Genomic DNA, 25830 nt, shown 5'->3' with positions numbered 1-25830 from the left:
GTCGAACCGGCAAGAACGGGGTGTGGCAATTGACAGGAGGCCACAGGAAAGGGATGAAGGGGGCCATCCCGATCCATCAATCAGCGGAAGCGTCATGAGCAAGGCTTTTGTCGTCGGCACCTTCGATACCAAGGCCGACGAACTCGGCTATATCGACCGGCTGCTCAAGGCGGCCGGTGTGGAGACCGTGCGCGTCGACATCGGCACCCGCAGCGACGGTTCGAAGGCCGATATCAAGCCGGACGAGGTTGCGGCCCATCATCCCGACGGTGCGGGGGCGGTCCTCGACCAGGATCACCGTGGCAAGGCGGTGGGTGCCATGGCCGTGGCCTTCGAACACATGGTCCGCTCGCGCGACGACATCGGCGGCATGATCGGCGCGGGCGGGTCCGGCGGCACCTCGATGGTCACGCCGGCCATGCAGGCGCTGCCCGTGGGCGTGCCCAAGATCATGGTCTCCACCGTCGCTTCCGGCAATGTCGCCAGCTATGTCGGTCCGGCGGACATCATGATGATGTATGCCGTCACTGACGTGCAGGGGCTCAACCGTATCAGCCGTGCCGTGCTGGGCAACGCCGCCCATGCGCTCGCCGGCATGATCCGCCATCGCGACGCCATTCCGGCAAGTGCCGCGCGCCCGGCCATCGGCCTGACGATGTTCGGCGTGACCACGCCCTGCGTGCAGAAGGTGACGGCGTTGCTTGAGGACCGCTTCGATTGCCTGGTGTTCCATGCGACCGGCACCGGCGGCCGGTCGATGGAGAAGCTTGTCGATTCGGGAATGTTCGCTGGTGTCATTGATACCACGACGACGGAAATTGCCGATCTGCTGATGCGGGGTGCGCTGCCTGCGACCGAGGACCGGATGGGTGCGATCATCCGCACGAAGATCCCCTATGTGGGATCATGCGGCGCTCTCGACATGGTCAATTACGGGAATTTCGACACGGTACCCGGTCACTTCAAGCACCGGAACCTCGTGGCACACAACCCCAATGTCACGCTCATGCGCACCTCGCCGGACGAGAACAGGCGGCTCGGCAGCTGGATTGCCAAGCGGCTGAACCGGATGGAAGGGCCTGTGCGCTTTCTCCTGCCCGAGGGCGGCGTTTCGATGCTCGATACTCCCGGCAAGCCTTTTCACGATCCCGAGGCCGATGCGGCCCTGTTCGATACGCTCAGGGCCGAGGTGAAGGTCACCGATTCCCGCCGTCTCATCAGTCTGCCCTGCAACATCAACGATGCGGAATTTGCCGAGGCCCTCGTCGAGAATTTCCTCGGGATCATGCCATGACCGCTCCCTCCCGGGCCGAAATCCTCAAGCGCCTGCGCGGCAAGATTGAACGTGGCGAGCCGATTGTCGGTGGCGGTGCGGGGACGGGGCTTTCGGCGAGGTGCGAGGAGGCGGGCGGCATCGACCTCATCGTCATCTACAATTCGGGTCGTTACCGCATGGCGGGAAGAGGCTCGCTTGCCGGCATTCTCGCTTACGGGAATGCCAACGAGATCGTGGTGGAAATGGCCCGCGAGGTGTTGCCGGTCGTGCGTCATACGCCGGTCCTTGCCGGGGTCAACGGTACCGATCCGTTCATGCTGCGCGGTCTGTTTTTGCGGCAACTCAAGGAGATGGGTTTCGCCGGTGTGCAGAACTTCCCGACTGTGGGACTGATTGACGGCACGTTCCGCGCCAATCTGGAAGAGACTGGCATGGGCTATGATCTCGAAGTCGAGATGATCGCTGAAGCGGTAAAGCTTGACCTGCTCACCACCCCCTATGTCTTCAGCGAGGACGAGGCGCGGGCCATGGCCGGCGCGGGGGCCGATATCATCGTCGCGCACATGGGGCTCACCACGGGCGGCGACATTGGCGCCGGGACCGCGTTGAAGCTTGAGGAATGTCCGGCTCTCATCGATAGCTGGGCGCAGGCCGCCCGCTCGGTGCGCGAAGACATCATCGTGCTGTGTCATGGCGGTCCGATCTCGATGCCGGACGACGCCCGTTACGTGCTGGACAACACCAGGCTGTGCCAGGGATTCTACGGTGCCAGCTCGATGGAGCGCCTGCCTACGGAAAAGGCGCTCACCGAGCAGACAAGAAACTTTGTCAATCTGGGGAGATGATACATGCGTGGAAAGTTCGTGCCGGCCGCGGAGACGCCACAGGAATCGCTGGAATGGGGGCGCCTGCGCTGGATGAGCCATCCGCCCACGACCGGTGCCGGCCAGCTCACCGTCATCGACGTCAGCCTCGACCCGGGCAAGGGCCACGATTTCCATAAACATCCCGACCAGGAGGAAGTCCTCTATGTGGTTGCGGGTCAGGTTGAACAGTGGGTCGACCGGGAAAAGCGCATCCTTGGTCCCGGCGATGCGGCGTTCGTCCCCGCGGGCATGGTCCACGCTTCCTTCAACGCCGGTACCGGCGAAGCGAAGATCGTCGCCATCCTGGGACCTTGTGTCGGCGAGCAGGGCTATGAGCTGGTCGATGTCGCCGGCGAGGCGCCCTGGAAGGATCTTCGCTGACCTGCGTCCTTGCAGCTCGGGCCTCGGGCGGACGGCCGTGCGCGTGCGGCATCATGTCGCAGCGCTGCCATCCAGCGGATGCAGGCAGGCGTGGCGCCCCTGTCCCAGTTCCAGCGACGGGGAGGTCTGGCGGCAATCCGCCTGCGCCAGCCAGCAGCGCGGATTGAAGGCGCAGCCGGGGGGCGGGTCGAGCGGCGAGGGGAGTTCGCCGTCGAGCCGGATGCGCTTCTTGTCCCGGCCTGGATCGGCCATTGGCGTTGCCGACAGGAGGGCTGCCGTATAGGGATGGCGCGGATGGGAGAAAATCTCCTCGGCGCGACCATATTCCACCGGCCGGCCCAGATACATGACCATCACATCGTCGGCCAGATGCCGGACCACGGAAAGGTCGTGGCTGATGAACAGGTAGGTCAGGCCGAACTCCTGTTGAAGGTCGACCAGGATGTTGATCATCTGTGCCTGGATCGAGACGTCGAGGGCGGAGACCGGCTCGTCGAGGATGAGGATCTCGGGGTTCAGCATCAGTGCGCGCGCAATGGCGATGCGCTGGCGCTGCCCGCCGGAGAACATGTGCGGATAGCGGTCATAGTGCTCGGGGCGCAGGCCGACCCGTTGCATCATCGCCTCGGCCTTCGCCCGCCTCTCGCTGGCACTGTCCCTGGTGTTGAGCGCCAGCGGTTCTTCGAGGATGAAGCCGATCTTGTGGCGGGGATTGAGCGAACCATAGGGGTTCTGGAAGATGATCTGCACCTTGCGGCGGAGTTCGGCCGTGGGCTTGTTCACCGGCAGTCCGCCGATGCGCAACTCGCCGCTGGTTGGCTGCTCGATCATGGTGACGAGCCTGGCCAATGTTGACTTGCCGCAGCCGGATTCGCCAACGATCGCCAGCGTGCGACCCGCATCGACGGTGAAGCTGACCCCGTCGAGCGCCTTGACCGTGGCCTTGTCCTGGAAGGCGCCGCGGCTGACCGTGTAGTGCTGCTTGAGATTGTCGGCAACGATCACCGGTCCGCTCATGACGCGACCTCCTCCGCGTGGAGGGGGAAGTTGCACAGCGCATGGCCCAGCCGTGCATCCTGCCGCCTGGCACCCTGTCGGCACGAAGTCTGGGCGAGGGAGCAGCGCGGCTCGAACAGGCAGCCGGGCGGCCGGTCGAACTGGCCCGGTACCACGCCCGGAATGGAGGGCAGCCTGCGCTCGGTGGCGCGTTCGGGAAGGGCGGCGAGCAGGGCGGAAGTGTAGGGGTGGTGCGGCGCTGCGAAGAGCCCGTGGACCTCCTGCTCCTCGACCTTCTGTCCGGCATATTGTACCTGCACCCGGTGGGCGGTCTCGGCAACCACACCCATATCGTGGGTGATCAGCACCAGCGCCATGCCGTGATCCTTCTGCAAACTCGTCAACAGGTCGAGGATCTGTGCCTGAATGGTAACGTCAAGTGCCGTCGTCGGTTCATCGGCAATCAGCAGCTTGGGATTGCAGGCCAGCGCCATGGCGATCATCACCCGCTGGCTCATGCCGCCCGAAAGCTGGTGGGGGTAGGCCTTAAGACGGTCTTCAGGTGCGGGAATTCCCACCTGTTCGAGCAGTTCGATGCTCCGCCTGTGGCGGGCCCTGCGGTCGAGCCCCAGATGGGTCCTGAGGCTTTCGCCGATCTGGAAACCGACGGTGAAACAGGGATTGAGGCTCGACATCGGCTCCTGGAAGATCATCGCCATGGTCCTGCCGATGATCCTGCGCCGCTGGCGGCCGGAAAGGCCCTGCAGGTCCTGGCCGTCGAAGCGCATCGAGCGCGCGGTCACCTTCGCCGTCCAGGGCAGGAGCCCCATCATCGCCAGCATCGACACCGACTTGCCCGAGCCCGATTCCCCGACGATTGCCAGAATTTCACCCTCGTCACAGGTCAACGAAACGCTGTCGACCGCACGGAACGATCCGCCTGCCGTGGCGAAATCGACGCTGAGATTATCGATTTCCAGAAGCGGCATCAGGACCTCTTGAGCTTCGGGTCGAGCGCATCGCGCAGGCCATCGCCGATGAGATTGATGGCGAGCACGGTGATCAGGATGGCCAGGCCGGGGAAGGTGACGACCCACCAGGCGCGCAGGATGAACTCGCGCGCCTCGGCCAGCATCGTTCCCCATTCCGGTGTCGGCGGCTGCGCACCCATGCCGAGGAAGCCGAGCCCGGCGGCGGACAGGATGGCCTCGGAAAATGACAGGGTTGCCTGCACGATGACCGGGGGCAGGCAGTTGGGCAGGATGGTGCGGGTCATCAGGTAGAGGGGCGAAGCGCCGACCACCCGCGCTGCGGTGACATATTCGCGCGTGGATTCCGACAGGACGGCCGCACGTGTCAACCGCACGAACTGGGGTTGCAGGACGATGGCGATGGAGATCATCGCATTGATCAGGCCCGGCCCCAGGACCGCGACCAGCACGAGGGCGAGCAGCAGCGAGGGAAAGGCCAGGATCACGTCCATGACCCGCATGATCACCGTGTCGACCCAGCCTCGCAGGAACCCGGCGATGAGCCCGATGGTGATGCCACCTGCCAGGGCCAGCGAAACCACGATGCAACCGATGAACAACGAGTAGCGTGCGCCATACAGGAGCCGCGAAAGCATGTCGCGGCCGATGGCGTCGGTTCCCAGCAGGTATTCGATCCGCCCCCCTTCCTCCCAGTACGGCGGGACAAGCAGTGCGTCGCGGAACTGTTCGCTGGGATCGAACGGTGCGATGACCGGCGCGAACAGGGCGATGACGACCAGGAGGGCGAAGACTGCGAGGCCGCCCACGGCCCCCTTGTTCTCCGAGAAATAATACCAGAATTCGGCGAGGCGGCGCCGGCGGTCGCGGCTGGCGATGGAGGTGTCGGTCGTCGTCGCCATCTCAGTTGTGCCTGATCCGTGGATTGATGACGCCATACATGACATCGACCAGCAGGTTGACCACCATCACGACGGCGGCGATCAGCAGCAGTCCGCCCTGCACGGCCGGATAGTCACGGCGGAAGATCGAATCGACCATCCACTTGCCGATTCCCGGCCAGGAGAAAATCGTCTCGGTGAGAATTGCGCCGGCGAGCAGGCTTCCCACCATGAGGCCGATGACGGTGATGACCGGGATCATGGCATTGCGCAACGCGTGCAGGCCCACCACCCGAAGGGGCGACAGCCCCTTGGCCCTTGCGGTGCGGACATAGTCCTCGCCCAGTACTTCCAGCATGGCCGAGCGCGTCTGCCGGGCGATGACCGCCAGCGGTATGGTGCCGAGCGCCACCGAGGGCAGGATCAGGTGGCTCACCGCTGAAGCGAATGCGCCCTTCTGGCCCGAGAGCAGGCTGTCGACCAGCATGAAACCCGTGACCGGTTCGAAGAAATAGATCAGGGAAATGCGCCCGGAAACGGGTGTCCACTGGAGAAAGCCGGAAAAGACGATGATCAGCAGCAGGCCCCACCAGAAGATCGGCATGGAATAACCGACAAGGGCCGTGCCCATGACGGTCTGGTCGAGGAACGAACCGCGTTTGGTCGCTGCGAGGATGCCCGCCGGGATGCCCAGCAGGATGGCGAACAGCATCGCGCAGATGGAGAGTTCGAGCGTTGCCGGGAACAGCGTCAGGAACTCGGTCAGTACCGGCTTCTTGGTGACGATCGATGTGCCAAAATCCCCCGAAAGGAGATTGATGACATAGTGGTAATACTGCTGCCACAAGGGCTGGTCGTAACCGAACTGCTTGAGCAGCGCGTTGTAGCGCTCGTCGCTGAGCCCGCGCTCGCCTGCCATCAGCAGCACCGGGTCGCCGGGCAGGATGCGGATGAAGCCGAAGGACACCAGCGTGATGCCGAAGGCTGTCGGCAGGATCAGGCCAAGACGTTTTGCCAGATACGCTAGCATGCGACCAGTCGAAGCTCCCGTGGAAAGCTGGTGAGCACCTCGCAACCATCCTGCGTGATGGCGACGTCATCCTCGATGCGCACGCCGGTTTCACCCAGTCGATAGAGTCCGGGTTCGATGGTGAACACCATGCCCGGTTCCAGCACCTGTGGGTTTCCGCGCATGATCTGTGGCGCCTCATGAACGTCGAGACCGAGGCCATGGCCGGTCTTGTGGCGGCGAAAGCGGGCATAGGGCGAGGCTTCGAGCACGTTCTGGACGGCATCGTCGAGGTCGGAGGCAGTGGTGCCCGGACCCGCTGTCTCGCGGCCCTTGCGATTGGCGGCGAGCACCGTCTCGTAGAATGCCCGGTCCTCATCGCTCGCCTGCCCGACGAAGAAGGTGCGTGTGATATCGGCATTGAAGCCGTTGTAGCAGGCGCCGAAGTCGAACAGCAGCGCATCGCCGGGGCGGATGTTGTAGTCCGGGCGGGCATGGGCGTGCGGTTGCGCGGAATTGGCGCCGGCCGCGACAATCGGATTGAAGGCGAGGCCCTGTGCACCGTGGGCGAACAGTTCGCGTACGAGAATGGCCTCGATCCCGGTTTCGGTGAGGCCGACGCGCACCTGCTGCAACGTCGCTTCCAGTGCCGCCTCGGAAATGCGGATGGCTTCGCGAAGGGTGGCGAGTTCGCTTTCGCTCTTGTGCAGGCGGAGCGAGGAGATCGCGGCATGGGCGTCGACGATGGCGGTGGCATCAAGATGCCGCTGCAGGGCGAGGAAGTCGAACACCCGCATGCGCTGGCCTTCGACGCCGAGCTTGCCGACGGCGCCCAGCGCCTTGCCGGCCGCTTCGAAGGCGGCTTCGTAGCCGGTCTCATCGCGCCAGTCGAAGACGTCCCCATCGAGGTTGAGAGTGGCGAAGGAAGCCATTTCCAGATGCGGGACTATCGAGGCGACCTTGCCGGACCGGGTGATCACGACGACCAGCGGGCGTTCGTTCTGGTGAAAGTCGCGGCCGATCAGGCGGAGGAAGTTGACGCCCGGAACGAGGGCCAGTGCATCCAGCCCATGTCCGTCCATGATGGAAAAGGCACTGTCGAGACGACGATCGGCACTCATGGTCTCTGCTTGTCCTTCCGGAGGGCCTTCATGTCATTGCGCAACGGGACCGGCGTTTTGTGGGAAGCCGGGTGGCAGCCTTCCGGCCACCACCCGTTTCGCGGGATTGCTACTCCTCGATATCGACGCCGTCGAAACGGTGCGAGCCGAGGGGATTCATGATGTAGTTCTTGACCTTCTTGGACATCGGCATGAACACGACCGAATGGGCGATGGTCGCCCACGGTGCCTGTTCCTTGAAGATCACCTGGGCCTGTTCGTAGAGCTTCGTGCGCTCGGACTGGTCGGAGATCTGCTTGGCCTTCTGGATCAGCTCCTCATAGGGCTGGTAGCACCACTGCGCCCGGTTGGAGTTCTCCACTGCCGAACAGCTGAGCAAGGTGGCAAGGAAGTTGTCGGGATCGCCATTGTCGCCGGTCCATCCCAGCAGCACGGCGCCATCACGGCTGATTTCCCGGGACTTCTTGAGATATTCGCCCCATTCATAGGAAACGATCTCGGCCGTGACGCCGACCTTGGCGAAATCCTCCTGGATCAGCTCGGCCATGCGCCGCGCGTTCGGATTGTAGGGACGGGCCACCGGCATGGCCCAGATCTTCATCTTCAGGTCGTTGATGTTGGCTTCCTTCAGCAGGGCCTTGGCCTGATCCGGATCGTAGGGATCGTCCTGAATCGCGTCATTGTAGGACCACATGGTCGGCGGGATCGGGTTCTTGGCGATCCGGCCCTGTCCCTGGAACACGGCGTCGATGATGGCCTGCTTGTTGATCGCCATGTTCAGGGCCTTGCGCACCCTCGCATCGTTGAACGGCTCCTGCTGGGTGTTGTAGGCGAGATAGCCGACATTGAGGCCTTCCTGCTCCATGACCTGAAGGTTCTCGTCGGCCTTGAGCATGTCGAGGTCGGCGGGGTTGGGGTAGGGGGCGACCTGACACTCGCCGGCCACCAGCTTCTGGATCCGGACCGAGCTGTCGGGCGTGATGGCGAACACGAGGTCGTCGATCGCCTGCTTGCCGTTCCAGTAGTCAGGGTTGGCCCTGTAGCGGATCACGGCATCCTTCTGGTAGGCGATGAACTGGAAGGGACCGGTGCCCACGGGCTGCTGGTTGAGATCGTCCTTGGCGCCCGAGGCTTCGAGCTGGGCGGCGTATTCGGCCGACATGATCGAGGCGAAGTCCATGCCGAGATTGGCCAGCATCGGCGCTTCGGGCTTGTTGAGGACGAACTTCACCGTCATGTCGTCGACCTTGACGACCTCCTTGAGAATATTGGGCATGTCCATGCCATCGAAATATTCCCAGGCGGCACCGGCGACATACTGGTTCCAGGGATCATCCTTCTTCAATTGGCGATTGAAGCTGAAGAGGACGTCGTCGGCGTTGAAGTCGCGCGTCGGCGTGAACCAGTCGGTCGTCTGGAACTTCACCCCGGAACGCAGGTGAAACGTCATTTCCAGCCCGTCGTCGGAAATCTCCCAGCTTTCGGCAAGACCGGGAATGAGCTCGGTGGTGCCCTGCTTGAACTCGACCAGACGGTTGTAGACCGGACGCGACGAAGCATCGAAGGTCGTGCCGGCGGTGTAGAGGGCGGGGTCGAATCCCTCGGGCGAGCCTTCCGAACAATACACCAGAGTCTTGGCCATTGCCGGTGCCGTCACGCCGGCGGCCAGCATGGTGGCGGTCAGCAGCGATTTCATGAAACGATTAGAGATGATTGCCATCCGTGAATCCTCTGTTCTTCGGCAAGTTATCCTGTAACGAAAAAACACCTGCCTTCAGCCTGATCGTTACGGGAAGGAGGCACTATCCGGAATGCAATTGCAACTCCTAACAACGCATTGGCGGAATACCCTTGGCCGTGACAACCGTCGGCGTTTCCTCAATACGCTGTCAATTCGACTGAAAATAGTCTCGAATGCGACGCTTTTTATCGGCATGGACCAATGGGTTATCGCTTGCGGTCCGATTGCCGTCCGGTTGTCCACGCGCAACGTGGTGCAAACGTCCGGCAAAGGTCAGTCGGGCAAGGTCTCAGCTGACACCGATACCGGCGGTCAAGCCACCATCTATGAGATAATCTCCACCTGTGCAAAACAAGCTGCGGTCGCTGGCGAGGAAGGCGACCATCTCGGCGACCTCTTCCGGTTCGCCGATGCGCCCCAGCGGGTGGGAGGCGCCGAAGCGGCGGAAGGCTTCCTCGACATCGGCGTCCGGGCCGTCGAAGGTGCGGGCTGCCAGTTCGAGGATCGGCGTGCGCACCGATCCGGGGCTCACCGAGTTCACGCGAATGCCGGCGGGTGCGAGTTCGAGGGCCATCGCGCGGGTGAGGGCATGGATCGCCCCCTTGCTGGCGACATAGGCCGCCACGCCCTTCTGGCAGGCATGTCCCTGGACGCTGGCGAGATTGACGATGCTGCCATGGCCGCGACCGCGCATCAGCGGCACTCCGTAACGGGCGGTGAGGTGGATCGAGCCGACATTGACCGCCATGCAACGGGCGAAGGTCTCGGGTGTGGTATCGACCAGGTCGGCATAAGGGTGGATGGCGGCGCAATTGACGATGATATCGAGGCCGCCGTGAAGTGACTTTATTCGTTCGAAGACCTTCTCGACTTGTCCAGCATCGGCGACATCGGTGCCGATGACCGTCACGCCTTCGCGGGCAAGCGCCTCGTTGGCCGCTTCGTCGATCCCCAGGGCCACCACCTGTCCACCGGCCGATTGCAGCCGGAGTGCCGATGCCCGGCCAATTCCGGTGGTTCCGGTGACCAGGGCGATACGATCGTCGAATTCTGCCACGTGATGTTCTCCCCCTTGTCGTGATGTTCCATCACATTGTACGCCGATCCTCGGGCTTTCAACCTTTGTACGGACCGCGGCCGTGGATCAGCGTGCGGGAAACACACCCGACATCACGCGAAATCCCTCGATGCGCTTGAAACGGTCGATCCAGCGCCGCACGGCCGGGCACTCCTCGCGCGGGAGACCGGCGTCCTCACTGAGCGCCACATAGGGGAAGCAGGCGATATCGGCGATGGACGGGCGATCGCCGGCGACGACCCAGTCCTGCTCCTGCCGCTCCATGAACCACAGGTGCTGGTCGAGGATCCGCAGGAGTTGCCTGCCGCGCTTGCGGGCGGCATCGGCGTCGAGTTCGAACAGGAACGCATCATGCAGGCGGGCGGCACCGATGCTGCCGGTGAGTTCGTTGCCGAAGGCGAGCCACTGGGCGATATCGCCGTCACGGCGGGCGCTCCGGCCGAAGCCCCAGTTGCGATCGTCGTCGAAGGCGCTGGCGAGATAGGTGAGGATCGCCTGGGCATCGCGGACGATGAAACCGTCATGGTCGAGCACCGGCAGTTGTGCCAGCGGGTTGATGGCCCTGAAGGCATCGCTGCGGTGTTCGAGGCCCGGATAGAAATCCACATGGCGGGTGGTGTAGTCGAGGCCGAGAAAACCCAGCATCAGCCGGATCTTGTAGCAATTGCCCGACAGTTCGTAGTCGTAGAGCGTGATCATGGTCGTCTCACAGGTCGAGCACCAGACGGTCGCCGCGGGCTCTCGACACACATGCCATCATGCACCGACCGTCGGCCTTCTCGGCTTCGGTAAGATAGACGTCCTGGTGGTCGATCTCCCCCTCGATCACCTCGACCCGGCAGGTGCCGCAGGCTCCCTTCTCGCAGGAGGTGGGAAGGTCGATGCCGTTGTCGCGCAGGACCTCGACGATACTGCGCCCGGGCGGGACATCGAGGGTGAGCGCGGAACGCGCGAGATCCACGGCGAACCCGCTGGATTTGTCCAGGTCGTGCTCGTTGGCGAAATACTCGAAGTGGACCTGGTCGTCATCCCATCCGCTTTCCGCTGCGATCCGCCGCACGGCATCGAGCATCGCCGGCGGGCCGCAGACATAGACCGCCTCCTTTTCGCCCTGCCCGGCGAGGATCGCACGAAATGCCGCCGAGCTCTGTTCGGGGTCGAGGCCGAGATGGAATTGCACGCGGTCGCCGAACCGTTCCAGCTCGCCGGCGAAGGGCAGGGCCCCTTTCGTCCGCGCGAGGACATGCATCCTGAAGGAAACGCCGGACAGGTCCAGCGTGCGGGCCATCGCCAGCAGCGGGGTGACGCCGATGCCGCCGGCGATGAGGCGGGTGTGGAGCTGGTCGCGGCGCAACGGGAAATTGTTGCGTGGCTCACCCACGGCCAGAACGTCGCCCTCGCGGACATGGTCGTGCAATGCTGCCGATCCGCCCTTGCCGTCCGGTTCGCGCTTGACGCCGATGACGAAGGCGGTCGTGTCATCGGGGCCGTTGGTCAGCGAATACTGGCGGATGAGGCCGTTGGGCAGGTGAACGTCGATGTGCGCACCCGGCTGGAACGATGGCAGCATCCCGTCCAGCGGCGACAGGCGGAAGGCCATGACGTCCCCGGCCACCGGCCACTTGCGCTCGACCAGCATGCGATGGACAGCACTGCGTGGCGCACGCTCCGGCATGGTCGCCAGTTCGGCCGGGACCCTGGAGAATTCGGGTTCGATGGCGACCACGGGCTTGCGCACGCCAGCTTCGACCGTGTCACGCAGCAGGCAGAGCCGATGATCGAGGGCCCGCAGATCGTCGAGGCCGGAGGCGGCATCCGGGGCGAGAATGCCGCGCACGATCGTGACCCCGGCATCGGCTGGCTGGAGGATGAAGCGAACCTTGCATTCCTCGTCCCACAAACGGAAAGTATCTTCCTGCCGCGCTCCCCGTTCCCTGAGCGCATCCGCGACGTCGTCGGCGGGGGCGTCGATACTGACGGCGCGCAGCAGGGAACTGCCTTCCGGCACTTCGGGGAGGGATGCAGCTTCGCTTCCGCTGTCCAGACAGGCCCAGACAAGGCCGTGGCACTCGATGGCGGCGAAGGTCCGGTTGCACACCGTGCGTGCCGGCGCATCGGCGGGATGGGCCGGGATGTAGGTGCAGCCGGCGGAACGGTTGGCATAGCGCCAGCCATGGTACTGGCACATCAGCTCGTGGCCGAGGTTGACGCCGATGGTCAGTCGCACGCCGCGATGCAGGCAGCGGTTTTCCCAGACATTGACGTTGCCGTCGTCGGCCCGCCAGATGGCGAGTTCCTGCCCCCACAGGCGGCCGTGAAAGATGTGGCGCCGGACGAGGTCCGCCGAACTCGCCACCGGATGCCACCCGTCCCGGCGTGGATCGCGTGTGTTCATGTTCATGTTCCGGCCGGGATGGTGCCATAGGCGACGTTCTTCGCCCGCAGCCAGCGGCGGTAGAAGATCGACGAACGGTCCGCGCGGATCGGCGTTTCGGCGCGCGGATCGAGGGGCAGGCGGCGTGGCCGCTGGTTTTCGAGAATGGGCTTGTCCTGACCGAAGATGCTGAGCTGGAAATGCCGGATGTCGGTGCGACTGCTGCGGTCGTCGACGATGGACATCAGCGTGTGGGCGAAGGTGTGCTCCTCGCTCATCGGCTGGGCGAATATGGCGACGATGTCGAAGCGGGCGGCATCGAAGGGACAGGACTTGTAGAGCACGCTGCAATAGGGGTGCGGCACGCGGTAGATGTACTCGACCCGCGCACCGCCGCTGGACGCCGCAGCCGCGCGCGGCTGGTAGAACTGGCATTCGGTCGCGATCACCTCGTCGCGGGTCTCGTCGATCTCGACCTTGTAGTCCTTGACCTCGGTATGCGGTTCCTCGCCGAGCAGCCCCGTATGGACAAAGGGGAAATGTCCCATGTCGAGGAAATTCTCGATACAGCGCGGAGCTGAGGCGCGTACTGCTACCGAGCCGGTGACGACATTGACGCGATCGGGTTCGTCCACTTCCGGCACGGGAAACAAGGGCGCCACGGGCTCGCCGAGCGTCGTCCAGATGAATCCGTAACGGGCGAAAGTCGGCAGTTTGCGATCATCTTCCAGTGTTGCGGATGGCTGGCCGCCGGAGTCCCGCTCCAGCGTCAGTTGCCGGTCGAGCAGCCGCGTCCGCAATCTCGCCGACGGCTTCAATTCGCTGTCGATGCCGACGACATGCCACTGGTTCCATATGACCGGATCGTTCATGCCCGGCTTCCCCTGTTGCTGGACCGGGCGGCCCGGAGATACGGACCGCCCGTCAAGGGAACCCGGCAAATACTGACGACCGGATTCCACGGTTTTAATGCTGTTATTCAGGCATCCTTCCGATGCCGGCCGGTTACTGGGGCAGTTCGCCCTTCACTCCCTCGACATACCAGTTCATGCCGGCCAGTTCCTCGTGCGTCATCTCCGTGCCTTCGGCGACCTTGACCTCGCCCGCCTGGTTGCGGATCGGGCCGGTGAACGGGTGGAAGCTGCCGTCGGCGATGGAACCGGCGATCTTCATCGCCTCGTCCGCGATCTCCTGGGGAACGGCCGGATTGATCGGCGACAGCTTCAGCATGCCGTCCTGCAGGCCGCCCCAGTGGTCGCCGGTCTTCCAGGTGCCGTCCATCACCTCCTGGGTGCGGCGGATGTAGTAGGGAGCCCAGTCGTCGATGACGGCCGTCACCTGCGCCTTGGGGCCGAACTTGCTCATGTCGGAGGCCTGTCCCACCGCCCAGATGCCCTTCTCGTTCGCCACCTGCATGGCCGCCGGGCTGTCGGTATGCTGGATGATGAAGTCCACGCCCTGGTTCATCATCACGCGTGCGGCGTCGCCTTCCTTGGCCGGATCGTACCAGCTGTTGACCCAGATGATGACGATTTCGCCGTCGTCGCGGGCACGCTGCAGGCCAAGCTGCACGGCATTGATGTCGCGAACCACCTCGGGGATGGGGAACGAGGCGATGTAACCGATCTTGCCGGTCTTCGACAGTTTTCCACCGAGAAAACCGGAAACGTAGCGGCCCTGATAGGTGGTGGTCAGATAGGTCGCCAGGTTGGCGCGCTGCTTGTAGCCGGTGGCGTGCTCGAATGTCACCTTGGGGAACTGTCGGGCGACCTTGTCGGTGGCGTTCATGAAACCGAAGGAGGTCGTGAAGACAAGGTCGTGGCCGCTGCTGGCAAGCTGGCGGATGACCCGTTCGGCGTCCGGTCCCTCGGAGACATTCTCGACATAGGTGGTCTTGACCTTGTCGCCGAAATGATCCTGGACCGCGAGACGTCCCTGCTCATGCTGGTAGCTCCAGCCATGGTCGCCGATGGGGCCGACATAGACGAACCCGATCTTCAGGGGCTCCTGTGCCAGTACCGGCGCGGACGCCAGCCCGGCCATGGCCGCGGATTGCAGGAGGAGACGACGGCTGATGAGCATGGGCGATTCCTCATTGTGACATGTCATGGCACCGCAAAACTGCCGGCACTGTCCGGTCTTGGCAAGCCTGACGCTCTCGGGGGATGAAATTCGCCCCCGGCACGCCGATTTTCTGAAAAGTTCTCTTCAAAAGGAATTTTTGTCGTTGTGTGATATGCGCGGTGCTTTCGTCCCTTATCGCTCAATGTCGAGTTCCCGCTTCTGCGTATAAAGCAACCGGACGAGATCGTATTCGAACGGTGAAGATGTATTGTAGTAGCGAAAGCCGATATTGCGCCGGACATTCACCGGCCGCAGCCCGTAATTGGCGGCCTTGTACGCCGTCGTGTCCTGGGTATCGCCGGGGATCGCCGTCATGGTCGCGAGTGTCGTCACCGCCAGCCCGGTTGTATCGCGCAGATTGGACGGGCCCAGGATCGGCAGGACGATGTAGGGACCGTTGTCCATTCCCCATACGCCCAGCGTCTGGCCGAAATCCTCGCGCTCCTGGGGCACGCCCGCGGCCGACGCGATGTCGACGAAGCCGAGCAGGCCGACCGTGGTGTTGATGGCGAACCGGTGCAGCGCCCTGCCGGCATGGTCCATGTTGCCTTGCAGCAGGGAATTGGCGAAGGTCGGAATTTCCGACAGGTTGGAGAAGAAATCGCTGATCCTGTCTTCAAGGGGATCCGGCATGACGGCTTCGTAGGCGTAGACTATCGGCAGGAAGACATATTCATCGAAACGCGCATTGAACGTGTAGATCGTGCGGTTGACCGACTCGAACGGGTCGTAGATATCCGCGGGGCCATCGTCGCGAAAGTTGTAGTCCGCGGCGCTGTGCATCGGCCTTTGTGGCGCCGTTCCGCCCGTCACGACTTCGGACGTGGAGGCGCAACCGCCGAGGAAGGACGCGGCCAGCATGACGCGCAGGGTCTTCGCATTCATCACTTGCCCTCCCCGCCGATGGTGAAGAAACCCTTGAAATAGTCGATGAACGAATGGTGGCGGAGATTGCCCAGATGACCGCCGTTCGGCCATATCTTCGCGCGGTCGCCGAACACATCCTCGAACCACTGGATGTCGCCATCGCCGAGGATCACGTCATCCGCATTCGTCATCAACGCGACATTCGGGGAATTGCGCAGGTATGGCTCGATCGAGCGGAGGCTGGCCTTGTCGACCAGCTGTTCGAGAATTCCGGGAGGCTTCTGCTTCTTGACCAGCGGGAGGAACAGTTCGGTGATGTAGTCGTTGAAGTCCAGTTGCGCGCAGACCTTGAAATAGTCGGTCAGCGACGTGCTGGTTCCCAGTTCGACATTGGCCGGCACCACGTAGTCGGCACGATTCATGACATCGGTCGTGAAGATCAGGTTGGCGGCGCTCAGCCGGAAACTGAGACCGATAAGGGCCTTGAAGTCAATGTCCTCGCCCTTGATCTCGCGCTCCTTGTAGATGTCGTAGAGAAAGTCGCCGGTAAGGTCGATGTCCCTGGCCTCCACATAGACATCGGCAAATCCCTGCATGAACTTGCTGTAGAATTCGTTGAAGTGCAGCATTCCGCCGGGAATACCTTCGAGCAGCATCGCATCCAGCCGCTTTGCCGATTCGTAGAGGCTGACCGGCGGATTGACGAGCATCACCTTGTCGAAATCGAACCTGTGAAGCCGCGAATCCGCCTCCGCCACCACGGCGGCATGGAAGGCACCCATGCTGTAGCCGGTGATCAGGTAGCCGTCGATCCGGGCACCGTCGTCGACGAGCTCGTCGCGGATCTGCGTCATCACGTCGAGGAGGTCGCTGACATCGTCATCGGTCGATCCGGGACGTGAATAGCGCGAGGCGGCGACGATGAAATTGGGGTGGGTCGGCGAGGGCAGCGTGACCACATGAGCGCCCTGGTCGAAGAGTGCGAAGGCCAGCGCCACCGTACTGATGGACTTGTGATTGCTGCCGGTTCCCGAGATCACGAAGGCCAGCGGTGCGGGATGATCCTGCAGCGCCACCAGATAGCGCATCTTCCTGGTATACCAGAAGATGTCCGGATAATCCCTGTCCGGCCGGGCGTCGAGGTAGTTCTCGCCGATCGAGGAGGGGACGTTCAGCGGCGCCTGCTGGCTGGTCGGCGTGCCGACGACCGTGGCCGCGAACGGATCGTCGATCGGATAGTCGTAAACCGGGTCGGCGGCCCGTGCCGGACCGTTGGCGGCTGCGAAGACCCCCAGGCACAGGAGTGCGGCGCGGATGACCGCGGAGGCTGTTCTCGACATCCTGCTGCTCATGGCCGAAATTCCGCCATGGTCGAGTTCGACGTGACCGGTACCGATATCGTCCACATTCCTTCACCTCTGTCCCATTGGCGACGCGGGCCTTCCAGAAATCTTCTTCTGATTTGATTGTGCCGCTGGTCATTTGCCCAAAGACGGTGGCCCGTCAACAAGGCCTTGTCGGCGGGAATGTTCGATACGAGGATTTATAGGAATAATAGCCGTTTTTGCAAGATCAAATTTCCGCTGCGTCCTGTTTGCATCGGATTGGGCATCACTTCCGGCGTATTTTCACACTTCCTTAGGCGTGATGATGTAGCCATGGATTTTTCCGCCGGTGCACGCGAGGTTGCCATACCGCCATGCCTTCGAATTCTCCTGCCCTGGAACTCCGGGGTCTGACCAGGGTCTATGACAAGCCTGCCGTCGACCGTCTCGATCTCGATGTGTCGCCCGGGGAGTTCTACGCATTGCTCGGTCCCAACGGTGCGGGCAAGACGACGACCCTGCGCATGGTCGCGGGACTGCTGCCTCCGGATGCCGGATCGGTGCGCATCTTCGGGATCGACGCGCTGGCCGATCCTGTCGCGGCCAAGAGGATCACGGCCTGGGTGCCCGACGAGCCGATGATCTACGATCGCCTCACGCCTCTGGAATATCTCGAACTGGTGGCGGGGTTGTGGAAGCTGGATGCCGCTGCTGCCGAACGTTCGGCGCGGGATCTGATCGAGACGCTGGAGTTGCGGGAGCAGGCCCATGAACGTTGCGAGAGCTTCTCCAAGGGCATGCGCCAGAAGGTGGCGCTCGCCGGCGCGCTCATCCACGATCCCAGGCTCATCATCCTCGACGAACCGCTCACCGGGCTCGATGCCCGTGCCGCGCGGCGGGTGAAGGATGTGCTGCTGGAGAGGGTGCGCGGCGGGGCAACGGTGATTCTGACCACGCATATTCTCGAGGTGGCCGAGCGCATGGCCGAACGCATCGGCATGATCCGAGACGGACGGCTGCTGGCCGAGGGAACACTGGAGGATCTCCGCCACCGCTCGGGGCATGGCGGCTCGTCGCTTGAGGAAGTATTCCTGAAACTCGTCGACGAGCCGGAGCCGGTGGCTTGAGCGGGCGGTCGGATCTGGCGCTCATCGCCCGCCACGAACTCCGGCTGGCCTGGCGCGACTTCCATTCGATGATGACGGCCCGGCGACGGTGGAAGGGCCGCACCGTGGTGCTGTGGGCATTGGCCTGTGTCGCGTTCCTGCACCTCGTCGCCTATGGCATGCTCTCGTCGCTGGCGGGTCGCGACGTGCTGTCCGACAAGGCGTTGCTCGTGCCCCTGGCCGGCACGCTGCTGCTTTCCTTCATGATGATGCTCTCGCAGGCGATCGAGCAGGTGACGAGGGTGTTCTATGCCCGGGGCGATCTCGACCTGCTGCTGTCCTCGCCGCTGGATGCGGGCGTCGTCTCGGCGGTGCGCATCGGCACCATCGCCATCACCTCCGGCGCGATGACGGCGATGGCGGCGGGCCCGTTCATCAACGTCATGGCCGTGCTGCAGGGGTGGGGCTGGCTGTGCGGCTATGCCGTCATCCCGGCCCTTGCCGCCGCGGCGACGGCGCTGGCGGTGGTCGTGACGCTGCTGCTGTTCCGCTGGCTGGGTGCGCGGCGCACGCGGCTTGCCGCGCAGATCGTCTCGGCGGTGATCGGCGCGGTGTTCATCGTCGGCGTCAATCTCGCGGCCATCATCTCCTTCCAGGGATATTCCCGTTTCGCCTTCTTCGGCTCGGATGCGGTGATGCGGTCGATGCCCGATGCCGGCAGCGAGCTGTGGCTGCCGATCCGCGCCCTTGCCGGCGATCCGTTGCCGCTGCTGGTGCTGGCCTCGGTCTGCGTGGCCATGCTCCTTGCCGTCATTCACGCCCTGCGCGACCGGTTCGGGCCGCTGGTGCTTCACGCCAGCGCGGTATCGATGGCGCGTAGCACCCGTCCGCCGCGGCGTCACCGCTTTGCCACCGACAGCCCCTCGCGCACCCTGAGGCAGAAGGAGTGGCTGCTGCTGCGCCGCGATCCGTGGCTGGTGTCGCAATCGCTGATGCAGATCTTCTACCTCATTCCGCCGGCTGTCCTGCTGTGGCTCCAGTTCGGCTCGTCGTCGCATGTCGACGTCGTGGTGCTGCCGGTGCTGGTGATGGCCGCGGGCCAGCTCGCCGGCGGGCTCGCCTGGCTCACGGTGTCGGGCGAGGATGCCCCCGATCTGGTGGCCAGCGCGCCCGTCGAGCCGGGTCGTGTCCTGCGCGCCAAGATCGAGGCCGTGGTGGGGGCGGTCGCGCTCTTCGCCCTTCCGGTCATCGGCCTGCTCGCCCTTCATTCGCCCCGCGCCGCACTCGTGGGCCTGGTGTCGGTCACGATCGCCTGCGCCTCGGCGACGGCGATCCAGCTCTGGTTCCGGGGGCAGGCCAGGCGCAGCCACTTCCGCCACCGCCAGACCACCTCGCGCATCGCCGCGTTGTGCGAGGCCGGGGCCACGATCGCCTGGGCGGGCACGGCCGGACTGGTGCAGTATGGCAGCCCGGTGGCGATCATCCCGGCGATGCTGGCGATGGGCATCCTCGTGCTGGCGCAAAGGCTCAGTCCCGGTGCCGCGGCAGACCGGTGCGGCGGTCGCCCGGCGGGGCCGGTCACCCGGACAGTTTCATCGCCCGTCTGACGCCTGTTCGGGATTATCTTCAGGTGTAGGAAAATTGGATGCGGGACGTTGCCGGCCGGGCCGGGACCCGCCGGAAGGAAACATGCGGCGAGGCGCGCGAGAACGCGCCCGGAGAACCGGGCGGGGGACCTCGTCCACCGATGCCGCGGCCGTGCATCCCGGAACGGACGTCCGGCCTTCGGGGCAACACCGTCCCGCGACGGCCATGCCGATGCGGGCTGCAAGAATGCAGCCACCGACCGCCGGCCGGACGGGTGCGGATATCTGCAAGCCCGCCGGCACGCTCCCGTCCCGCCATCCGCCGCCGGATGCGGCGGGCCCGGCGGGAATATTCCTCCAGTCCGACGATTTCGCTCAGGAAAAAGCGGACGAACCACCGCGCGACGATGCGCTCGCCGCGGGCAAGGTCCGGATCCGGGGATGGTTGCCGGGAGGCGGCATTGCCCGGTGCGATGTCCGCGCCGCCATCGATCAGCAGCCCGAGGAACTCCGCGGTCCCGGCCGCGCTGCCGTCATGGCCCGGCAGGACCCGGCACAGCAGCCGCCTCAGCGCCTCGTCCGGCTCCATGAGGGCCATGGCGTCGAGCCACATGCGGCCGAGCAGCAGGGTGCGGTTTCCGGTGAGCCCGCAATGCCCGTGCATGGCCTCGATGAAATATCGCGCCGACGGGATCAGCTTGCGCGCCATCAGGATCCGCGCGCCCATGTCGGTATCCGGACTGCCGCCGACCCGGCGGTTCGCGCCATCGTCCGATCCGGACACACCGCCCTTCCGGCGGCTACCGTCCGGTGCGCCCGCGCCATTGTCGGCATTCGGGCGATCGTGGCCCGCCATCACGCGCTCCCGGGTCCTGCGGGCGAGCTGCAGGCAGAAACCCGCCAGCCGTTCCAGGATCCCGCGCGACTGCCGCTCCGACGGCGTCGACATATGAGCGTTCGATGTGACCATGCATCAAGCATGCAACATGGTGCGATGGTCTGTCAAGGTATATTTTCCTAATAACAAGCAAGCTTCGACCCGTACCCTGTACTCCGTGCGGATCTCCATGGTTTTCGCCGATTCTACACTTCGACTCTGGACGGCTGGTGGCTGTATCGTTTAGTTACTGCCGTGACCTGTAATACTTCGGATATGAAATCGAAGTCGACCTGCAAGACCGATGGTTTCATCCCCCCGGCTTGGCAGCGTGGTGACCACCGTCCATGGCTCCGGGGCGCCATGGACGGTGTCTGTTCCAGCGGCTCAAAGGGAAGACAGACCTTGGCAGCAAAAACCTTGCGGACGAAGATCGTGGAATTCGCGAACAGGGCACCCCTGATCGCACCGATCTGGCGTAACTACCGGTCCCTGCGTACCAAGGAATATTCACCTTTCGATAATATCTACCACTGCTGCACGCAGAAGACGGCAAGCCAGTGGTTTCGCGGTGTCTTCGCCGATCCGCTGTTCACAGACCACACCGGCCTGGTTTCGGTGCCCTTCATCGACCTCGGCCTCGCGGATGCCCGGATCGACGAACCGCTCGACAGGGGAACCATCGGAACCCACCTGTATATCGACTACCCAACCTACAGGGCCATTCCCAAGCCCGAAAGCTACCGCACCTTCTTCGTCATGCGCGATCCCCGGGACCTGATCGTTTCCTGGTACTTCTCGGCGCGTTACTCGCATCCGCTGGTGAGGCCGGTCGATGAACTCAGGCCCCGGCTGGAGTCCCTCGAATTCGAGGACGGCATGATCTTCCTGATCGACAAGCTGCACGAATACGGAACGTTCACAGCGCAGCTCTCGTGGATGGAGGCCGATGGCGACCGGCATGTCCGCCTGATGCGCTACGAGGATCTCGCCGCCGACAACCGCGCCTTTCTCGCCATGCTGCTCGACTACCTCAAGGTGCCGATGTCGTCGGAGGCATTCGAGACGCTCTATGCGCGCAACAATTTCCAGACGCTGACCGGGCCGCGCGAGCAGGGGGACGAGGACATCCACGCCCACAACCGCAAGGGTGTCGCCGGCGACTGGCGCAATCATTTCACCGACAGGATCTCCGCGCATTTCCATGATGTGATGGGCGACGGGATGGCGCGTCTCGGCTATCACTAGAGCCTTTATCGTTCGGGCCGGCCCCGGAGGCATTCCGCCGTCAATTCGCAAGTGGGGAAATCCCGACATGCATGACATGCCAGGAAAGCGGGTCCACAGCGGCCTGGCCGCAGGCGTTCCATGACCGGCCGAACGGGCATGTCATCGGGGCTTGCGACCAACATGGTCGCGGTTCTCGTCGGCCGGGTCTTCACGATCGTCATCGGCTTCGCTTCCATCGCCCTGCTGACGCGTCACCTCGGCCAGGAGGGCTACGGCCACTACCGCACGATCCTGACGCTGGCGGGGATCGGCGCCGTGCTGGGCGACCTGGGACTGCAATTCATCGTCCTGCGCCGCATTTCCGATCCTGCGGCCGACAGTTCCCTCATACTCGGTGCGGGCGTGATGCTGCGGCTGGTGGCTTCCACGGCCATCATGGCGATCGTGGCGATCGCCGTCGACCTGCTGCCCTACGAGCCGGTCGTCTGGACCGGCGTGCTGGTCGCCGCTCCCTATTACGTGCTCTTCCAGACCTGCATGCTGTTGCAGGGCGTCTTCCAGAAGCACCTGCGCCAGGACCTGCAGATGCTGGCCGAGACGCTGGGCGGCCTGGTCATGCTCGGCGGGATCTACCTGGCCGCGCGTGCGGAGGCGGGCGTCATCGCCATGGTCATGGCCATGGTCGCGGGCGGCATCGTGCAACTGCTCGTGGTCTGGACGCTGGCCGCACGTCTCGAACCGTTCCGTCCCCGGCTGGCTCCGCGCGAGTGGCGCGGACTCCTTAGGGACGGATTGCCCATCGCCGGTTCGAGGCTGGCGCTGATGGCCATCCTGCGCGGCGATATCCTGATGCTCTCGCTGCTGGGCAGCGCAAGTGCTGTCGGGCTCTATGGCGTGCCCAGCAAGATCTTCGAGATCCTTGCCGGGATCGCGGCTCTCTTCGGCGGCATGCTGATGCCGATGCTCGTGACGTCGATGGCCCGGGGCGACGACAGCCACACGAACAGGCTGGTGACCGATTCCTTCGACACGATGCTGATCTTCGGAGCGGGCACGGTCATCGCCTTTCTCGGTTTCGGCAGGGACATCCTCGCGCTGCTGGCCGGACCGGAATTCGTCGATGCCTATCCGGCGCTGTGCCTGATCGGTGTCGCGGTCGCCGCCAATGCATGCGGCCAGATCTTCCGTCATTTCCTGATGGCCGTGGACCTTCAGGTCCGGGCGATGCGGGTCGACATCGTGCTGCTGGCCATGGCCATCCCGACCTACGGCCTGCTGATCCCCTGGCTGTCCTTCATCGGCGCCGCCCTTGCGACGGCGACCATCGAGACGGGGCTCGCCATCGGTCTCGCCCGGACCGCCATCGCGACGGGCAGGGCCGGGTTCGCGCAGTCGCGGGCCGGGTGGATCCTGGTGGCGGCAGCCGGCGGCTGGCTGTCGATGCAGGCGTGTACGGCCCTGGGCATGCACTGGTTCGCCGGGCTGTCGATCGGCGGAACGGCCTATCTGCTGCTGCTGGCGCTCCTGCGCGCCCTGCCGCTCGCCCTGCTGCGCGGCCGGAAGATGCCGTGAGGATTCCGGCCGCATGGCGCCGGATCGGTGTTCTCCCGGCGATTGCAGTGGCCACGGGCGCCCGCCGGCGCTATTCAACCGGGCAAAGACGATGCTCAGACGGGGAGAAAGGTCATGAGTTCGCTGCCGCAGACAGTACGCCTGAACGATTCCGACAATGTCGTCATCGCCCGCACGGCGATTGACAAGGGAATCGCCCTCGCCGGCGAGGGTGTCACCACCACGGAGAAGATTGCCGCTGGTCACAAGATTGCAACCGGCAAGATCGACAGGGGCGCGCCGGTACGCCGCTACGGCCAGATCATCGGCTTTGCCAGCAGCGACATCCTGCCGGGCGATCACGTCCATGTGCAGAATGTCGAGATGCAGGACTTCGAGCGCGACTATGCCATCGGGCAGGACGCGAAGCCGCTGGCGATGGTGGCCGAGGCCGACCGGGACACGTTCGAGGGTTTCGTGCGGCCGTCGGGCAAGGTCGGGACGCGCAACTATATAGGCATCCTCTCGTCGGTGAACTGTTCGGCATCGGTGTGCAAGTTCATCCAGCAGACCTTTCCGGAAGACGTGCTCAAGGATTTCCCGGGGGTCGACGGCGTGGTGGCGCTCACCCATTCGACCGGCTGCGGCATGGCCGACCGCGGCGAGGGCTTCTCCGCGTTGCAACGCACGCTCTGGGGGTATGCGCGGCATCCGAATTTCGCCGGCATCCTGATGATCGGGCTGGGCTGCGAGGTCAACCAGATCGACTTCCTGCTCGAAGCCTACGGCATCAAGCGTGGCGAGCTGTTCCAGCACATGACGATGCAGGAGACGGGCGGCACGCGCAAGACCGTCGAGCGCGCGGTCGGCATGATCCGCGAGATGCTGCCGCATGCGGCGCAGGCGAAGCGTGAGCGCGTATCGGCGAGCGAGCTGTCGGTGGCGCTGCAATGCGGCGGCTCGGATGCCTATTCGGGCATCACCGCCAATCCCGCACTGGGCTATGCGACCGATCTTCTCGCGGCTCAGGGCGGTACGGGCATCCTTGCCGAGACGCCGGAGATCTACGGTGCCGAGCATCTCCTCACCCGTCGAGCCGCGAAGCCGGAGGTCGCGGAAAAGCTGATCGAGCGGATCAGGTGGTGGGAGCATTACACCGCATCCAATGGCGGCGAGATGAACAACAATCCCTCGCCGGGCAACAAGGCGGGCGGGCTCACCACCATCCTGGAAAAGAGCCTCGGAGCCGCGGCCAAGGGGGGCACGACCAATCTCAACCAGGTGCTCAAATATGCGGAACCGGCCACCGAGCGCGGTTTCCTGTTCATGGACAGTCCCGGCTACGATCCGGCCTCGGTCACGGGGCAGGTGGCGTCGGGGGCGAACATCGTCGCGTTCACGACCGGTCGCGGCTCGTGCTTCGGCTACAAGCCCGCGCCATCGATCAAGCTCGCCACCAACACCGCCATGTACGAGCGCATGGAGGAGGACATGGACATCAACTGTGGTGATATCCTCACTGGTGGAGCGACTATCGAGAGCAAGGGCCGTGAGATCCTCGACACGCTGCTGCGGGTGGCATCGGGAGAAAAGAGCAAGTCCGAGGCGCTCGGCATCGGCGACCACGAGTTCATCCCGTGGCAGATCGGCGCGGTGATGTAACGGCGGCGTGCCTGCAAAGGAGGGCGTCGCGACGACAAAAGAGTTTCCGGCCTTCTGCTTTAGTTGAAAGGCCGGAAATTCGCAGTGGAGAATACGCCCACCATGCAGCGATATTCGATATTCTCGATTGCCCGCAATGCGCTGACCGGCCATCGCAACTGGCAGCGCGCATGGCGCAGTCCCGAGCCTCAGCCCGCCTATGACGCTGTTATCGTCGGTGGCGGCGGTCACGGCTTGGGCACGGCCTATTACCTGGCGAGGGAGCACGGGCTGACGAATGTCGCAGTGCTGGAGAAGGGCTGGCTGGGTGGCGGCAATACCGGCCGCAACACCACCATCATCCGCTCGAACTATCTCTATGACGAGAGCGCCGGGCTCTACGATCATGCGGTGAAGTTGTGGGAGGGGCTGTCGCAGGAGCTCAACTACAACACCATGTACAGTCCGCGCGGTGTGATGATGCTGGCGCACAATGTCCACGATGTGCAGGTGTTCAAGCGGCATATCCATGCCAACCGGCTGAACGGCGTGGACAATGAGTGGCTCTCCCCCGAGGAGGCGAAGTCCTACTGCCCGCCGCTCGATATCCGTCGCGATGCGCGCTACCCGGTCGTGGGGGCGGCCTTGCAGCGGCGCGGCGGTACCGCACGGCATGATGCCGTGGCCTGGGGATATGCTCGGGCCGCCGACAGTCTCGGTGTCGATATCATCCAGAATTGCGAAGTGACTGGCATCCGCCGCGACGGCGACCAAGTGGTCGGGGTCGAGACGACCCGCGGGTTCATCAAGG

At 64.1% G+C, this 25830-nt stretch carries 23 protein-coding genes; 9 read left to right on the top strand and 14 right to left on the bottom strand.

The genetic code is table 11. The features are described 5' to 3' along the window. The first annotated feature begins 94 nt into the window (after positions 1-94). Genes H6851_00115 through H6851_00105 form a run of 3 tightly spaced genes read left to right on the top strand, consistent with a single transcriptional unit; the run spans position 95 to position 2523 of the window. Positions 95-1294: a Tm-1-like ATP-binding domain-containing protein gene (locus tag H6851_00115; GenBank protein MCB9942014.1), complete on the top strand. Its 1200-nt coding sequence runs from the start codon at positions 95-97 to the stop codon at positions 1292-1294. Then, positions 1291-2121 carry a phosphoenolpyruvate hydrolase family protein gene (locus H6851_00110; GenBank protein MCB9942013.1) on the top strand — a complete coding sequence of 277 codons (831 nt, stop codon included), beginning with the start codon at positions 1291-1293 and terminating at the stop codon, positions 2119-2121. The genes H6851_00115 and H6851_00110 overlap by 4 nt, the downstream gene beginning before the upstream one ends. A 3-nt stretch (positions 2122-2124) precedes the next feature. After that, entirely contained in the window at positions 2125-2523 is a 399-nt protein-coding gene (locus H6851_00105; protein MCB9942012.1) for a cupin domain-containing protein, read from the top strand. A 51-nt stretch (positions 2524-2574) separates the two neighbouring features. Here H6851_00105 and H6851_00100 read toward each other — a convergent pair whose 3' ends face one another. The 13 genes from H6851_00100 to H6851_00040 form a co-directional block, all read right to left on the bottom strand. Then, on the bottom strand, positions 2575-3540 hold the full coding sequence (locus H6851_00100) for a dipeptide ABC transporter ATP-binding protein (protein MCB9942011.1): 966 nt from the start codon (positions 3538-3540) through the stop codon (positions 2575-2577). Next, positions 3537-4508 (bottom strand): ABC transporter ATP-binding protein, encoded by a 972-nt coding sequence (locus H6851_00095; GenBank protein MCB9942010.1) that lies wholly within the window; start codon positions 4506-4508, stop codon positions 3537-3539. The genes H6851_00100 and H6851_00095 overlap by 4 nt, the downstream gene beginning before the upstream one ends. Beyond that, on the bottom strand, positions 4508-5410 hold the full coding sequence (locus H6851_00090) for an ABC transporter permease subunit (protein MCB9942009.1): 903 nt from the start codon (positions 5408-5410) through the stop codon (positions 4508-4510). Before H6851_00090 ends, H6851_00095 begins: the two co-directional genes overlap by 1 nt. 1 nt (position 5411) lies before the next feature. Continuing rightward, positions 5412-6419 (bottom strand): ABC transporter permease subunit, encoded by a 1008-nt coding sequence (locus H6851_00085; GenBank protein MCB9942008.1) that lies wholly within the window; start codon positions 6417-6419, stop codon positions 5412-5414. Continuing rightward, the gene (locus H6851_00080) at positions 6413-7519 is read right to left on the bottom strand and encodes an aminopeptidase P family protein (protein ID MCB9942007.1); all 1107 of its coding nucleotides are present in this window, start codon (positions 7517-7519) and stop codon (positions 6413-6415) included. The genes H6851_00085 and H6851_00080 overlap by 7 nt, the downstream gene beginning before the upstream one ends. A gap of 109 nt (positions 7520-7628) precedes the next feature. Then, positions 7629-9215, bottom strand: coding sequence for an ABC transporter substrate-binding protein (locus H6851_00075; protein ID MCB9942006.1), 1587 nt, complete (start codon positions 9213-9215; stop codon positions 7629-7631). A 334-nt stretch (positions 9216-9549) separates the two neighbouring features. Continuing rightward, on the bottom strand, positions 9550-10317 hold the full coding sequence (locus H6851_00070) for an SDR family oxidoreductase (protein MCB9942005.1): 768 nt from the start codon (positions 10315-10317) through the stop codon (positions 9550-9552). An 87-nt stretch (positions 10318-10404) separates the two neighbouring features. Further along, positions 10405-11037 carry a glutathione S-transferase family protein gene (locus H6851_00065; protein MCB9942004.1) on the bottom strand — a complete coding sequence of 211 codons (633 nt, stop codon included), beginning with the start codon at positions 11035-11037 and terminating at the stop codon, positions 10405-10407. Between the two features lie 7 nt (positions 11038-11044). Then, complete coding sequence (locus tag H6851_00060) at positions 11045-12733, bottom strand: 2Fe-2S iron-sulfur cluster binding domain-containing protein (protein ID MCB9942003.1); 1689 nt, start codon at positions 12731-12733, stop codon at positions 11045-11047. Between the two features lie 2 nt (positions 12734-12735). After that, on the bottom strand, positions 12736-13584 hold the full coding sequence (locus H6851_00055; protein MCB9942002.1) for an aromatic ring-hydroxylating dioxygenase subunit alpha: 849 nt from the start codon (positions 13582-13584) through the stop codon (positions 12736-12738). 133 nt (positions 13585-13717) lie between these two features. Next, positions 13718-14794 carry a BMP family ABC transporter substrate-binding protein gene (locus H6851_00050; protein MCB9942001.1) on the bottom strand — a complete coding sequence of 359 codons (1077 nt, stop codon included), beginning with the start codon at positions 14792-14794 and terminating at the stop codon, positions 13718-13720. Between the two features lie 174 nt (positions 14795-14968). Further along, entirely contained in the window at positions 14969-15721 is a 753-nt protein-coding gene (locus tag H6851_00045; protein ID MCB9942000.1) for a VacJ family lipoprotein, read from the bottom strand. Further along, positions 15721-17109: an alpha/beta hydrolase gene (locus tag H6851_00040; GenBank protein MCB9941999.1), complete on the bottom strand. Its 1389-nt coding sequence runs from the start codon at positions 17107-17109 to the stop codon at positions 15721-15723. The genes H6851_00045 and H6851_00040 overlap by 1 nt, the downstream gene beginning before the upstream one ends. A 293-nt stretch (positions 17110-17402) precedes the next feature. On the opposite strand from H6851_00040, the gene H6851_00035 reads away from it, so the two are divergent. Together H6851_00035 and H6851_00030 are read left to right on the top strand one after the other, a co-directional pair. Continuing rightward, positions 17403-18155, top strand: a complete 753-nt coding sequence (locus H6851_00035) for an ABC transporter ATP-binding protein (GenBank protein ID MCB9941998.1) — start codon at positions 17403-17405, stop codon at positions 18153-18155. Further along, positions 18152-19741, top strand: coding sequence for a permease (locus H6851_00030; GenBank protein ID MCB9941997.1), 1590 nt, complete (start codon positions 18152-18154; stop codon positions 19739-19741). The genes H6851_00035 and H6851_00030 overlap by 4 nt, the downstream gene beginning before the upstream one ends. Before the next feature lie 19 nt (positions 19742-19760). Here H6851_00030 and H6851_00025 read toward each other — a convergent pair whose 3' ends face one another. After that, entirely contained in the window at positions 19761-20669 is a 909-nt protein-coding gene (locus H6851_00025) for a hypothetical protein (GenBank protein ID MCB9941996.1), read from the bottom strand. A gap of 333 nt (positions 20670-21002) precedes the next feature. On the opposite strand from H6851_00025, the gene H6851_00020 reads away from it, so the two are divergent. The 4 genes from H6851_00020 to H6851_00005 form a co-directional block, all read left to right on the top strand. Further along, a complete protein-coding gene (locus H6851_00020; GenBank protein MCB9941995.1) occupies positions 21003-21845 on the top strand; it encodes a sulfotransferase domain-containing protein in 843 nt (280 codons plus the stop codon). 120 nt (positions 21846-21965) lie between these two features. Next, positions 21966-23399, top strand: coding sequence for a flippase (locus H6851_00015; protein MCB9941994.1), 1434 nt, complete (start codon positions 21966-21968; stop codon positions 23397-23399). Between the two features lie 114 nt (positions 23400-23513). Continuing rightward, positions 23514-25040: an altronate dehydratase gene (locus H6851_00010; protein MCB9941993.1), complete on the top strand. Its 1527-nt coding sequence runs from the start codon at positions 23514-23516 to the stop codon at positions 25038-25040. 102 nt (positions 25041-25142) lie between these two features. Next, positions 25143-25830, top strand: a 688-nt coding sequence (locus tag H6851_00005; GenBank protein ID MCB9941992.1) for an FAD-dependent oxidoreductase, incomplete at its 3' end; no start/stop codon positions are given.

It is taken from the genome of Geminicoccaceae bacterium (assembly GCA_020638465.1).
Taxonomy (GTDB): domain Bacteria; phylum Pseudomonadota; class Alphaproteobacteria; order Geminicoccales; family Geminicoccaceae; genus JAGREO01.
Note: the sequence above shows the minus strand (reverse complement) of the source record. Positions and strands in the feature narration are given on the sequence as shown.